The sequence below is a fragment of the Sulfurospirillum sp. genome (assembly GCF_036802865.1).
GTDB lineage: Bacteria > Campylobacterota > Campylobacteria > Campylobacterales > Sulfurospirillaceae > Sulfurospirillum.
This window is the reverse complement of the sequence record NZ_DAIRVK010000003.1, coordinates 203,781-216,660: the sequence shown is the minus strand read 5'-3', so window position 1 is coordinate 216,660 and position 12,880 is coordinate 203,781. Positions and strand designations below refer to the sequence as shown.

Below are 12,880 nucleotides of genomic sequence, written 5' to 3'. Positions count from 1 at the left end.
AAAGAGTATGGTATCGTTTAAAGTATGAGTAGTGCTAAGGGAAATTGTTATGATAATACTCTTGTAGAAAGTTCTTGTCATTCATTAAAAACAGAACTGACACACCATAAAAATTAAAACGAGGAGTCAAGCAAATCAAACTATATTTGCATATATTGAAGTGTTTTATAATAGAGAGAGGTTACCCCTTTAGTAATGGTCATTTGTAATAGTTTATTTTGAAAATAAACTATTACAAAAACCACATGAGTACTTAGACATATTTGTACCCGTGTATCATTTTGTGTTGACAGATCAGTTTTGGAGTAGGCCTCTTCTGTGTACCATCGAAATTTTTTTCATAATGTGCTTTTTGGGAAGTACATTATGAGGCATACTTGGAAAAATACTAAATATTTTTATAAATTAAAACGTTTTGATTGAAAAATATTAAGATAGTTTATAGATTGTTAGTAATATATTTATAAAGATTTGAGTAATTTCTCATTCAATAGTGGAGAGGGAGATTAACTAACAATAAAGTAATAGTCAGTTATAATTTATTCAATATTAATGTAAGAAATATTTATTGTAAATTTGTCAAACATGTAAGTATTTTGAGGAAGAAAGAGAACTGTATGAAAGTTTTGGTAACAGGTGGAGCAGGATATATAGGCTCCCATACATGTGTAGAACTCCTTAACGTAGGTTATGATCTTGTCGTTTTCGATAATTTTTCTAACAGTACCCCTGAAGTATTAAAACGCATAGAAAAAATAACTGGTAAATCTATTTTGTTTATAAACGGTGATATTCGAGATGAAGATGCAATTGAGAAAGCACTTTTTGGATGTGATGCCGTTATTCATTTTGCAGGTCTTAAAGCAGTAGGTGAATCGGTTGAAAAACCTTTAGAATATTATGATGTTAATGTATATGGAACACTGTGTTTAGTAAGAGTTATGCAAAAATTACATGTTAGGAAGCTTGTTTTTAGTTCTTCTGCTACCGTTTATGGTGATCCAGAATTTTTACCTTTTACAGAAGAACATCCTTTACGAACAACCAACCCTTATGCCCAAACCAAACTTGTTATCGAAGAAATGTTGCGCAATTTATATGTAAGTGACCAAACTTGGAGAATAATGATTCTTCGTTATTTCAATCCCGTTGGTGCACATGAAAGTGGGCTTATAGGCGAAGATCCCAAAGGAACTCCCAATAATCTTATGCCTTACATTGCCCAAGTAGCTGTTGGCAAACGAGAAAAAGTGAGCGTTTTTGGTGATAATTATCCCACCAAAGATGGTACAGGAATAAGAGATTATATTCATGTTGTTGATCTTGCTCTTGGGCATGTTAAAGCTCTACAAACAATAAATAAACCTCAATGTACAGCGATTAATCTTGGTTCAGGAAAAGGCTATAGTGTACTAGATGTTATTCATGCTTTTAGTAAAGCTTGTGGTAAAAATGTATCTTATATGATTGTGCCAAGACGTGCAGGAGACATTGCAGAATTTTATTCAGACCCTACTTTAGCAAAAGAGATGCTTTCTTGGGAAGCTAAGCGTAATTTAGATGCTATGTGTACAGATATGTGGAATTTTCAAGTAAAAAATCCAAAAGGTTATGTATGATGAGTGAGAAGAGTAAAAAAGTGAAACAAGGTTTTAACGTATTACAAAGAGCGTGGCCAAGTAATTAGTGCCTAGATTTGCAGATAAACTGATAATTTATTATCCACTTTCGATATTTATGTTAGATGATATTATAAGATTTTAGATCATTGATACTCCACACGATTTACCATGATCTAAAAAGTTTTTAGGAGATAGTGCAGATTTCGGAATACAATTTAGTTATGTTGTTCAGCTAAGTCCTGATAGTCTGATGTAAACATTATATATTATGAACTGATTTTATAGGAGATGATGGTGTGCCTGTTTGATTGTTGGTGACAATATTCTCTTTATGGTCAAGGACTTATAGAGCTTTGAAAAAAATTGGTTTAAAACGTTGAAGAAGAGGGCAATGTCAGCAGAATAGAAGAAAAACAAAAAAAGCCTAAGCGTAAATATTCTGTTGTCAAAATCGTACAAAATATTCTCTAAATGTGAACTAAAAATCATGACAGTTAATCGAGCTTATCTTGCGTACAAAAATCTTAAGGTTGAATTAATTGGACAAGGGATATGTATGGTTAGATACGGAAATTAACAAAAGCTTATTTGATATAAGTATGTTTAGGCAGACCATTGAATATAGACAAGGACTTAACGTGGCATGTTTGGAAGAGATAGCTTAAGAAAAGGATTATATCAGTAAATAAAACCTTTAGAACTCGCTAAACTACTGTTAAAACTAGTATATTGAGTACCTTTATAATACATGCCAATGTAAGGAAAGCATTAAGATGAATTTTATAAGAGCAGTCATACCCGATGTTATTATTATTGACCCCAAAGTACATGGAGATGAGAGAGGTTATTTTGTAGAAACTTATAGACATGACAAATTTGAAGAATTTTTAGGTTTTAAAGTAAACTTTTGTCAAGACAATGAATCCAGAAGCCATCGCGGGGTCTTAAGGGGACTACACTACCAATTAGCACCCTTTAGCCAGTCTAAACTTGTTCGCGTGATTGATGGTAGAGTACTAGATGTTGCTGTAGATATAAGGGTAGGCAGTCCCACCTTTGGAAAACATGTGGCTGTGGAGCTAAATGGAAAGAATAAACGTCAAATGTTCATTCCAAGAGGGTTCCTTCATGGTTTTGTTGTTTTGAGTGATACATGTACATTCACATATAAAGTAGACAATTATTATGCCCCAGAATATGACCGTGGAATTGCATTTGATGAGCCTAGTTTTAATATTAATTGGCAAATGCCGCATGAGGATTTAAGTCTTTCTGCCAAAGACTTAAATCAACCGAAGCTTTTAGCGGTAAAAGATCTTTTTTCCTATGATGTAGATTATTATGCTTAATATTTTAGTAACAGGAGCAAATGGACAAGTAGGAAGTGAGTTAAAAGCTATTTCAAAGACCTATCCATATAATTTTTATTTCACAGATAAAGCCAATTTTGATATTTCCGATGAGATAACTATTAAAAAATATCTTGAAACATATTGTATTGATGTTATTATCAATTGTGCAGCTTATACAGCTGTTGATAAAGCTGAAACAGATATCGCTAATGCTGATAAAATAAATCACTATGCAGTACATCTTTTGGCAAGTTGTGCTAAAGAAAAAATGATCAAATTAATTCATCTGTCTACTGATTATGTTTTTGATGGTAAAAGTTATTTGCCTTATACTGAGACAGATAATGTTAGCCCCCAATCTGTTTATGGATCTACCAAATTAGCAGGAGAAAAGGCCTTACAAAAGCTCAATGTTCCAAATTCAATTATTATTAGGACATCTTGGGTTTATAGCAGTTATGGTAATAATTTTGTTAAGACAATGCTTAGATTAGGAAAAGAGAAAAAAAGCTTAGGAGTTATTTATGATCAAGTGGGTTCACCTACGTATGCACATGATTTAGCAGAGACCATATTGGAAATTGTTCCTCAAATAAATACAAATGAAACAGCCGTATTCCATTATTCAAATGAAGGTGTATGTAGCTGGTATGATTTTGCTAAAGAGATTATGAGTATAATGAATCTTGAATGCAAAATCAATCCTATAGAAACTTTTCAATATCCAACTCCAGCAAAAAGACCACATTATTCATTATTAAATAAATCAAAAATCAAAAATAATTTTAATATTGAAATTCCTTTTTGGAAAGATAGTTTAGCGCAATGCTTACGAAAACTTTGAGATCTTTATAGTTCGATAGATAATAAATATACATATGCTAAAAGTAGCAAGGAATAAAAATGCCTTTAAATAGTATAAATAGTCAGTTTATTGTATCTTTGATCTGCATTACAAAAGATATTTTAGGATTAAAATGATACATTCAAAACATATTCAATGGCATGAACTTAATATAACGAAAGAGCAACGTTCTGAACATTACCAACAAAAACCATGTATTATTTGGTTAACAGGCTTAAGTGGTAGCGGAAAGTCAACAATCGCAAATGTTTTAGAGCAAAAATTATTTGAAAATGGTAATAAAACCTATGTGTTAGATGGTGATAATATACGTCATGGACTCAATAAGGATTTGGGGTTTGATGAACATTCTAGGGTTGAAAATATAAGACGTATAGGAGAAGTTGCTAAACTCTTTGTTGAAAGTGGGCATATTATTATTTCTGCGTTTATTTCGCCTTTTATAGCTGATAGGCACATTGCAAGAAGTTTAGTTGTTTATGGAGAATTTATTGAAGTATTTGTTGATGCTCCATTAGAAGTGTGTGAAGCAAGAGATCCTAAGGGATTGTATAAAAAAGTAAGGCAGGGTGCGATTAAAAATTTCACAGGTATAGATTCTCCCTATGAACAGCCAATTACCCCTGAGCTTCATGTTAAAAGTGATCAGATGACAGTAGATGAGGCGTGTAGTTTTATATTAAATTATCTTGTTCATAACGGCTACATTCAAGATAAAAATTTATCTTCTGCTACACTAATCACGTTACCACAGCAAGATGCACATAATGCAATGAGCAAAACAAAAAATACAGAAATAAAAGTGAATAGCAAAAAGTATACACTTGCTGAAGTTGATTTAAATAGATATATTCTAAAGCATTATCCTGAATGGAAATGCGAGAGAATTTAAGATGTTAAAAGAAACGAATATTCGATCAGTTGTTAAAGGAATTACTTATAGAGTGGCTGGTACATGCACAACGATGTTAATTGTGTTTCTTTTTGTTGGTCGTTTAGATTTGGCATTTTATACAGGCCTTGCAGAAACATTCTCTAAAATAGGATTGTACTGGTTACATGAACGTGTTTGGCTCAAAGTGAGATGGGGCAGAAAAAAAATTGAGCCTTTTAACATTTGGCTTACAGGATTACCTCTTTGTGGTAAAACGACTGTTGGCGATTTGGTGCATCAAAAATTAAGACAATTAGATATCCCTCTTGAGCGCATTGATTCTAAAGATATTCGCGAGCTGATTCCAGATATTGGTTTTACACGAAATTCTAGAAATCAGCATCTACATAGAGTTGGACATCTTATTTGTACTTTGCAAAAAAATGCTATTTCCACCGTGGCATCGTTTGTATCGCCTTATGAAGAATCGAGAGAAATTATTGCTAACATGGTGAAAAACAATATTATTGTTTACATCAAAGCAGATATTGAAACATGCAAAAAAAGAGACTATAAGCACGTGTATGAAAAAGCTATCTGTGGAGAATACCAAAATTTTACAGGTATCAGTGATGTGTATGAAGAACCAAAGCATGCTGATATCGTCATTGATACAGATGAGGTTTCTGCGGAAGAAGCGGCTGAACATATTATTAAATTTATTAAAAAGAGATATATCAAATGATATTTGATTTTTGGAAACGTTATGAAAGTTTTATTCACTATGATACGGCATTACAGTTTGATTACCGTTTGGATAATATTATATTAAAGCTCAATAGTTTTTTTCAAAGACTTTTAATTAAAGATATTGAGCAAGAAACCATACGTTTTTACTTAGCTGGTTCTTGTATAAAGGCTGATACATTCAGAGATTTGGATCTTTTTTTTCCTTCGAAAGATGAACGAGAAATCGTTCATGATGCCTTAAATAGGGAGTATTTCGAATATGAAAATAATTCTTATACGTATAGGTATAAAAATGATATCTATCAATTGATATACAGAGAACGATTTGACAATGCAACGTTGACGCAAGTTGTTGATGGTTTTGATTTTGATTCAACGAAAATTGCATTTGAATGCCATTATGATACACGTTATAGGGTACTAAAAGTAATTGAATGTGATATGCGTGCTGAGTTTGTGCATTACATCAATACAAAAATAAATCATTTATCAAGAATTAGCAATAATCCTTTTGTTTCTTTACAACGAGCAATTTATTTTTTAAAACGAGGGGATGATGTTCCCTATAGTGTATTTTTAGATATTTGTTCAGCGATTGCTCATATACATATTGAAAAAAATGAAGATGCGCATAAACATTTTGCTACACTTCAAGGAAATCCAAATAAACTAGAGAGTATTAAAGAAGCAATTTTCCATTATATTGATGAAAAAAAGGAAGAAATTGAATCATAATTTTTTAGTTTCGATAGATATTGAAGCTATTAAGGATATCGCTATTGTAGCAGGTACTGCAGTTATGCAAATCTATCAAACAGATTTTACAATAGAGTATAAAGCAGATGATAGTCCATTGACACAAGCCGATAAAAAAGCCAATAGCATTATTTGTGATTCTTTACAACGATTATACCCTTTGGTGCCTATCTTAAGTGAAGAAAACCAAGAAGTTCCTTATTCGATACGTAAAGCATGGGAATACTACTGGTGTATTGACCCCATTGATGGAACAAAGGAATTTATTAAGAAAAATGGAGAATTTACAATCAATATTGCTCTTATTTATCACGAGACTCCTGTATTGGGAGTTGTGTATGCGCCAGCTTTAGGTGAAATCTTCTGGGCTAAAAAAAATGAAGGTGCTTACAAAAATGGCATCAAATTGCCTTTTTTGACCAATACTTCACCTGCAAAAAAACTCTGCGTTGTTGTTTCTAAATCACATCTTTCAGCTGAAACGCAAGCTTTTATTGATGCTCTTCCGTCTGAGAAGATTGAGCGAATTTCTACGGGCAGTTCACTAAAACTTTGCATGGTTGCAGAAGGTACTGCTGATGTTTATCCTCGTTTGGCTCCGACAATGGAATGGGATACTGCAGCTGCTGATGCGATTGTTCGAGAAAGCGGAAAAATAGTTTATCAGTATAAAAGCAATAATTTATTAGAATACAACAAAGAAAAGCTAGTCAATCCTTGGTTTGTAGTGGTAGAAAAATTATGAAATATATTAAGATGCTTTATCGTTTTTTACGGGATATTTATCAAAATCGACAATTGCTTGCTGAATTAGTAAAAAATGATTTCAAATCACGCTATTTAAATAACTATCTTGGTATTTTTTGGGCATTTATTCAACCAACAATAACCATTCTTATTTTTTGGTTTGTATTTCAAGTCGGATTTAGAGCAACTCCTATAGAAGGGACTCCTTTTATTTTATGGCTTGTTGCTGGTATTTTACCTTGGTTTTTTATTGCTGAAGCGGTAGTTTCTTCGTCAAAAGCTATTTTAGATAATGCGTATTTAGTAAAAAAAATTGTATTTAGAATACACTTGTTACCCATAGTAAAAATCATTTCATCAGCTACTATTCATCTTTTTTTCATTTTTTTCATGATGTTCATGTACTTAGCTTATAGCTTTGAGCCTACGCTTTTTTGGCTACAAATCATCTATTATTTTTTTGCGACACTCGTTTTTTTACTAGGTGTTGCTTGGATAACAAGTAGTATCATTGTTTTCTTTCGCGACCTAGAACAACTTATTGGGATGGCAATGCAATTTGGTTTTTGGTTAACTCCTATTTTTTGGTCATTAGATATGATTCCTCAAACATATCTAGTATGGTTCAAATTAAATCCAGCTTACTATATAACGCAAGGCTATCGTGATACATTCATAAATCATATATGGTTTTGGGAAAAGCCACTTGAAACCTTACAATTTTGGGGTATATCTTTAGTTGTTTTTATAGCAGGTGCAATTATTTTTAGAAGACTAAGACCTCACTTTGCGGATGTTATCTAATGCTAAAATCAACAGCGATTAAAGTTAATCATCTGACAAAAATATATAAACTTTATGATAAACCCATTGATATGCTTAAAGAAGCGTTGCACCCTTTGAAAAAGCAATATCATAAGCCTTTTTATGCATTAGACAATATAAACTTTGAAATAAAAAGAGGCGAAACAGTTGGGATTATCGGACAAAATGGAGCAGGTAAAAGTACACTTTTAAAAATTATTACAGGAGTTATAACTCCAACATCTGGCAGTGTAAATGTTAATGGACGTATAGCTTCACTTTTGGAATTAGGAGCTGGCTTTAATCCTGAATATACTGGGATAGAAAATATATATCTTCAAGGTACTCTCATGTACTACAGCCGTGATGAAATAAACCAAAAAGTAGACGAAATTTTGGCCTTTGCAGATATTGGTGATTTTATACATCAGCCGGTTAAATCTTATAGTAGTGGAATGTTTGCGCGACTTGCATTTGCAATAGCAATCAATGTTGATCCTGATATTTTGATTGTGGATGAAGCCTTAGCTGTCGGAGATGTCTTTTTTGTTCAAAAATGCATGGCTCATTTAAAGAATTTAAAAAATAGTGGGAAAACAATTTTATTTGTTTCACATGATAGCACAATCATAAAGAATATTTGCGATAAGGCATTATTTATAAACAATGGCAAGTTGGTTATTCAAGGAAATGCGATAGAGGTAACTGATAATTATTTGGCACATATATTTCAGAGGCGAATCAATCAATCAAGTGAAAATAATATAAATCGAAATTTTTTTTATTATCTAAAAGAAAATGAAGAAAATTATATTCCAAATCTCCAAAAAAGACTTGGAAACCAACGTTGCCAAGTATTAGGAATTGGATTATATGACAAAAATATGAATCCAATTCAAAGTATAAATAATAATTCAACTATTATTTTAAGAATGACTTTTCAAAATACTACGGATTACCACATTCATAACCTAACAGTTGGCTATATCCTAAAAACCTCCAAAGGTATCGAAATAGCTAGTAACAATAATGAAATGGAACAAACAAAAATAGGTAGTATAGGTATTAGAGCAAAGAGAACTATTAAAATCGAAATAAAAATTCCGTTTCTGCATCCAGGGCAATATACATTTACACCTACTGTAGGAATGTTAACAGAAGAGAGTATTGAGTTGTTAGATAGGGTTGAAAATGCAATATGTATTGAATTATATTCTAAGAAGCAAATTCATGTATTGATGAGCTTAGATACAAATTATTTAGTGGAGGATTGATGTCCAAAAATATAAAAAGAATCCTTTTAACAACAATGCCAAGGTCTGGAACAACATTTTTTTTTGATTTTTTAGCGAAGTTATTTAATTTTGAAAAGATAGAGCCAAGGTTTGCAGATGGTTTAGTGCCAAGGGCTCCTGAATGGGATCCATACAAATTTGACAAAACTTACTTAGAATTGAAGGACGGACAAATTTTATGTGCTCATTATCAACTAACCGATGAAATACAGGCTATCATTGAAAATAAGGAAACATTAACAATACACCTTTATAGAGATCCAAGAGATGCTCAATTGTCAGCGACTTTTTATATTAAAAATGCATTAACTCATCATGCATTACATAATACTTTATCACGTATGTCAGAAAGTGATGCTGTTGCATTGATGTTAAGTGGTGGATTGATAACTACTATAGATAATGAATTAGTAGATTATGGTGGGGCTGCCTATTTTACAAAAAATACTTTAGCCTGGATTACAAATAAAGATGTTTGCTCAATAAAATATGAAGATTTTTTTGTAAATCCCTTTGATACTATCAAAAATATTTTTATTGAAAAAAAACTAGATTTAAACGATGAAAAGTTAAAGCATACATTATCAGAGTTCTCATTTTCGAAATTTTCCAATGGAAGAAATCCTGGTGAAGAGGATAAAGCATCTCATTTTAGAAAAGGCATTATTGGCGATTACAAAAATTATTATACTGAGTTGCATAAAGCATTATGTAAAAAAAGTATAGGTCAGGATTTGATAACTCTTAAATATGAGAAAGATTATCAATGGTAAAAATAACTATAAAAACTATTTTAAAAATTTGCAAAAACTTGGATACTAAATTAAGAGGATCAATATGAACATATTAGGTATAACTGGATTTTTTCATGATACATCAGCTGCATTATTAATTGATGGAGAATTAGTTGCATTTGTTGAGGAAGAAAGGCTAATACGAATTAAACATGCTCATACAATATTTCCGGAAAAATCAATTGAATTTTGTATGAAAAAAGCTGGTTTGAAATTTTCAGATATTGATGCAATAGTATGTGAACATGATATGGATGTTATAATAAATAATGATCAATTGATAGAGCCATATAAAAGCTTAATGGATAAAAATATTGAGTTAAAAGCTAAGCATAACTCTATTTTTTTTAATGCTAAAAACAATTTTTTAAGATTTGCTAAAGAAAAAGGTATTAAAGAGGCTATTTTTGCTCCTCATCATGAAGCGCATTTAGCAAGTACTTTTTTTGGAAGTGGTTTTTCCGAAGCACTAATATTGTCCATTGATGGCAGGGGTGATACAAACAGCATGGTCATTGCTAAAGGTATTGGTACCCAAATAGAGATTTTGGATGAGATATTACTCCCAACTAGTTTAGGACTATTATATGCAAGTGTGACTAAATATTTAGGATACACACCTTTTGATGGAGAAGGTACAGTAATGGGCTTAGCTGCTTATGGTAAGGATGTTTACTCTGACTTTTTTAATTCATTAATTAAACAAGAAGATTTTAAGTTTAGTTTAATGCCTGAAATATCTTTTAATTCTCTAATTGATCCTCTATGTGATGATATTAAATCTCCTTTAATTAAGGCGTTTGGACCTCCTCGTGATTTTAATCCAGACCCTAGAAATGGGATAGATGAAAATATAGCAGCTTCATTACAAGCATTCCTTGAACGAATAGTTATTAAGTATATATCTCATTTTATTAATGAAACAGGTATAAAAAAATTATGTTTGGCTGGTGGGGTAGCTCAAAATTCGAAAATGAATGGAAAAATATATAAAGCTCTAAATCTAGAAGATATCTATGCTTTCCCTGTTTCTAATGATGCAGGTTGTGCTATTGGTGCAGCTATGTGGTATGAAAATCTGTATGGATATAATAAAATAAAGCCTATAACTACGATATATACAGGCCCTGAATTTTCACCATTTGAAATATTTGCAGCATTAAAAGATTCCCCATATGTGATTGAAGAACCAGATGATTTAGCACAAGAAGTTGCAAAGCTTTTACATGAACATAAAATTGTTGCATGGTTTCAAGGTAAAATGGAAGGTGGTGCAAGAGCATTAGGAGCTAGATCTATATTGTCAAATCCAACTTCTTTAGAGGATAAAAATAATGTAAATATTAAAGTAAAATTTAGAGAGCCATGGCGACCATTTGCTCCTTCTATACTATATGAAGAAAGACTAAAGTATATAGGATGTGATATACATTCTCCATTTATGACTATTACATTTGATGTACCAAAAAAAGCTCAACAAAATATTGTTGGCTCAATGCATATTGATAATACTATTAGAGTGCAGACTGTAAAAAAAGAAGATAATGAATTGTATTATGACATGATTAGTAAATTTGGTCAGCTATCAGGTATAAGTGTTGTAAATAATACTTCAATGAATAGAAAAGGTGAGCCGATTATTAATACTCCAAAGGAAGCCTTAGATATGTTTGCTAATACAGAACTTGATGCATTGGCGATAGGTCCATATTTATTAAGGAAACCAACAAATGCTATTTGATCAGTATAGTAGATATAATGCACTAAAAAAAATATTGAATTTACTAAAATTTAACAAAATTAACACTCTTTTAGATGTCGGAAGTGGACCTGAATGTTTACTTGGCTCTATTATTGATAGTGAGCATGTAACTTATGTAGATCCATTGATATCTAAAAATGAGAGTATGAATATCATCAAAGGCAATATTTTTTCAGAAAAGCTAAATAATAAAAAATTTGATTTCGTGGCTGCTATTGATGTGCTTGAGCATATTCCCTTTGCTATACGAAATAGCTTTATTGAAAGACTTTGTGAGTTAGCAGAAAATTGTATCATTTTAGCATTCCCTACAAGTGAGAATAAACCCTCAACGCAGATAGATGAAAGTGTGAATGAATCTTATAAAAAAACTTATGGTATTGATTATCCATGGTTGGAAGAACATTTTACTTATTCATTGCCTTCTGTTGAGCAAATCAAGGCAAAATTTAAAGCTTTAGGCTGGGAGTGTTCTTCTATAGGGCATGGTTATGCCCCATGGCTTCAAGAGATGATGAATTTATTAATCCCCACATGGGATTCTTTAGAATTGCATAACATTTTATTTGAAATGAGTCGAGAATTTAATAAAAATTTAGTGGATTATGACTTTAACAAGCCTTATTATAGAGAATTTTTGATTATTTCAAAAGAGGCTAATACATTGGACTTTTCTGTACTAACCAAAAAAATTCCTGACAATGTAGAAATATACTATCGTGAAATGCTGAAAAAGTATAAAAAATTACTTTTCTTTGAGTCACTTAAAATTATTGAAAGACAAAATAAGGATATTCAAGAATTCAATAAAGATATTCAACGAATTTCCAAGCATATAAAATCACAGTCGGATCAATTAGAAATAAGAGATCAAATGATTATAGAAAAGCAAGAGCTTCTTATGGAAATGTCAGATTGGGGGCAAGGATTAAATCAACGTGTTATAGACCTTGAAAATAATAAACGCGAACTCAATGATCAGTTGGAAGCATTGAATCATCAACTTCAAAAAAAGCAACATGAATTGATGCAAATATCAGATTGGGGACAATCATTGAGTCACCAACTTCAAAAAAAGCAACATGAATTAATGCAAATGTCAGATTGGGCTAATGACATGAAAAAACGATTACAAAATATTGAAAGTAGCAGAATTTTAATATTTTTTGAAAAGCACTTAACTTGCAGTACGCGTTTTGGAAAACTAATCAAAATATTATCAAGAATTAGATAATATATTTAAATAAAATAATATTAAA

11 protein-coding genes and 1 pseudogene are annotated in these 12,880 nt (G+C 31.4%); all 12 read left to right on the top strand.

Features of this window, described 5'->3' with window-relative positions:
- Positions 1-617: 617 nt before the first annotated feature.
- The 12 genes and pseudogenes from galE (at position 618) to V7Q04_RS08775 (ending at position 12,855) form a co-directional block, all read left to right on the top strand.
- A complete protein-coding gene (galE, locus tag V7Q04_RS08830; RefSeq protein WP_333804633.1) occupies positions 618-1,619 on the top strand; it encodes a UDP-glucose 4-epimerase GalE in 1,002 nt (333 codons plus the stop codon).
- Positions 1,620-2,395: 776 nt separating this feature from the next.
- The gene (rfbC, locus tag V7Q04_RS08825; protein ID WP_333804632.1) at positions 2,396-2,971 is read left to right on the top strand and encodes a dTDP-4-dehydrorhamnose 3,5-epimerase; all 576 of its coding nucleotides are present in this window, start codon (positions 2,396-2,398) and stop codon (positions 2,969-2,971) included.
- A complete protein-coding gene (gene rfbD, locus V7Q04_RS08820) occupies positions 2,964-3,818 on the top strand; it encodes a dTDP-4-dehydrorhamnose reductase (RefSeq protein ID WP_333804631.1) in 855 nt (284 codons plus the stop codon). The genes rfbC and rfbD overlap by 8 nt, the downstream gene beginning before the upstream one ends.
- 133 nt (positions 3,819-3,951) lie before the next feature.
- A pseudogene (gene cysC / locus V7Q04_RS08815) lies at positions 3,952-4,530 on the top strand (adenylyl-sulfate kinase); the annotation flags it as partial.
- Positions 4,531-4,732: 202 nt separating this feature from the next.
- Positions 4,733-5,458 carry an adenylyl-sulfate kinase gene (gene cysC / locus V7Q04_RS08810; RefSeq protein WP_333804630.1) on the top strand — a complete coding sequence of 242 codons (726 nt, stop codon included), beginning with the start codon at positions 4,733-4,735 and terminating at the stop codon, positions 5,456-5,458.
- Positions 5,455-6,198, top strand: coding sequence for a hypothetical protein (locus V7Q04_RS08805; RefSeq protein WP_333804629.1), 744 nt, complete (start codon positions 5,455-5,457; stop codon positions 6,196-6,198). Before cysC (V7Q04_RS08810) ends, V7Q04_RS08805 begins: the two co-directional genes overlap by 4 nt.
- Positions 6,188-6,964 (top strand): 3'(2'),5'-bisphosphate nucleotidase CysQ, encoded by a 777-nt coding sequence (cysQ, locus tag V7Q04_RS08800; protein ID WP_333804628.1) that lies wholly within the window; start codon positions 6,188-6,190, stop codon positions 6,962-6,964. The genes V7Q04_RS08805 and cysQ overlap by 11 nt, the downstream gene beginning before the upstream one ends.
- Positions 6,961-7,770: an ABC transporter permease gene (locus V7Q04_RS08795; protein ID WP_333804627.1), complete on the top strand. Its 810-nt coding sequence runs from the start codon at positions 6,961-6,963 to the stop codon at positions 7,768-7,770. Before cysQ ends, V7Q04_RS08795 begins: the two co-directional genes overlap by 4 nt.
- Complete coding sequence (locus V7Q04_RS08790; RefSeq protein ID WP_333804626.1) at positions 7,770-9,044, top strand: ABC transporter ATP-binding protein; 1,275 nt, start codon at positions 7,770-7,772, stop codon at positions 9,042-9,044. Before V7Q04_RS08795 ends, V7Q04_RS08790 begins: the two co-directional genes overlap by 1 nt.
- Positions 9,044-9,838 (top strand): sulfotransferase domain-containing protein, encoded by a 795-nt coding sequence (locus tag V7Q04_RS08785; RefSeq protein WP_333804625.1) that lies wholly within the window; start codon positions 9,044-9,046, stop codon positions 9,836-9,838. Before V7Q04_RS08790 ends, V7Q04_RS08785 begins: the two co-directional genes overlap by 1 nt.
- 64 nt (positions 9,839-9,902) lie before the next feature.
- A complete protein-coding gene (locus V7Q04_RS08780; protein WP_333804624.1) occupies positions 9,903-11,600 on the top strand; it encodes a carbamoyltransferase family protein in 1,698 nt (565 codons plus the stop codon).
- Positions 11,590-12,855, top strand: coding sequence for a hypothetical protein (locus V7Q04_RS08775; protein WP_333804623.1), 1,266 nt, complete (start codon positions 11,590-11,592; stop codon positions 12,853-12,855). The genes V7Q04_RS08780 and V7Q04_RS08775 overlap by 11 nt, the downstream gene beginning before the upstream one ends.
- The last annotated feature ends 25 nt before the right edge of the window (positions 12,856-12,880 follow it).

What these genes read in the sequence shown, in the direction of transcription:
- V7Q04_RS08780 (WP_333804624.1), top strand. Translation starts at nt 9,903, where the DNA reads ATGAACATATTAGGTATAACTGGATTTTTTCATGATACATCAGCTGCA.
- V7Q04_RS08805 (WP_333804629.1), top strand. Translation starts at nt 5,455, where the DNA reads ATGATATTTGATTTTTGGAAACGTTATGAAAGTTTTATTCACTATGAT.
- V7Q04_RS08785 (WP_333804625.1), top strand. Translation starts at nt 9,044, where the DNA reads ATGTCCAAAAATATAAAAAGAATCCTTTTAACAACAATGCCAAGGTCT.
- cysC (WP_333804630.1), top strand. Translation starts at nt 4,733, where the DNA reads ATGTTAAAAGAAACGAATATTCGATCAGTTGTTAAAGGAATTACTTAT.
- galE (WP_333804633.1), top strand. Translation starts at nt 618, where the DNA reads ATGAAAGTTTTGGTAACAGGTGGAGCAGGATATATAGGCTCCCATACA.
- V7Q04_RS08795 (WP_333804627.1), top strand. Translation starts at nt 6,961, where the DNA reads ATGAAATATATTAAGATGCTTTATCGTTTTTTACGGGATATTTATCAA.
- rfbD (WP_333804631.1), top strand. Translation starts at nt 2,964, where the DNA reads ATGCTTAATATTTTAGTAACAGGAGCAAATGGACAAGTAGGAAGTGAG.
- V7Q04_RS08775 (WP_333804623.1), top strand. Translation starts at nt 11,590, where the DNA reads ATGCTATTTGATCAGTATAGTAGATATAATGCACTAAAAAAAATATTG.
- V7Q04_RS08790 (WP_333804626.1), top strand. Translation starts at nt 7,770, where the DNA reads ATGCTAAAATCAACAGCGATTAAAGTTAATCATCTGACAAAAATATAT.
- rfbC (WP_333804632.1), top strand. Translation starts at nt 2,396, where the DNA reads ATGAATTTTATAAGAGCAGTCATACCCGATGTTATTATTATTGACCCC.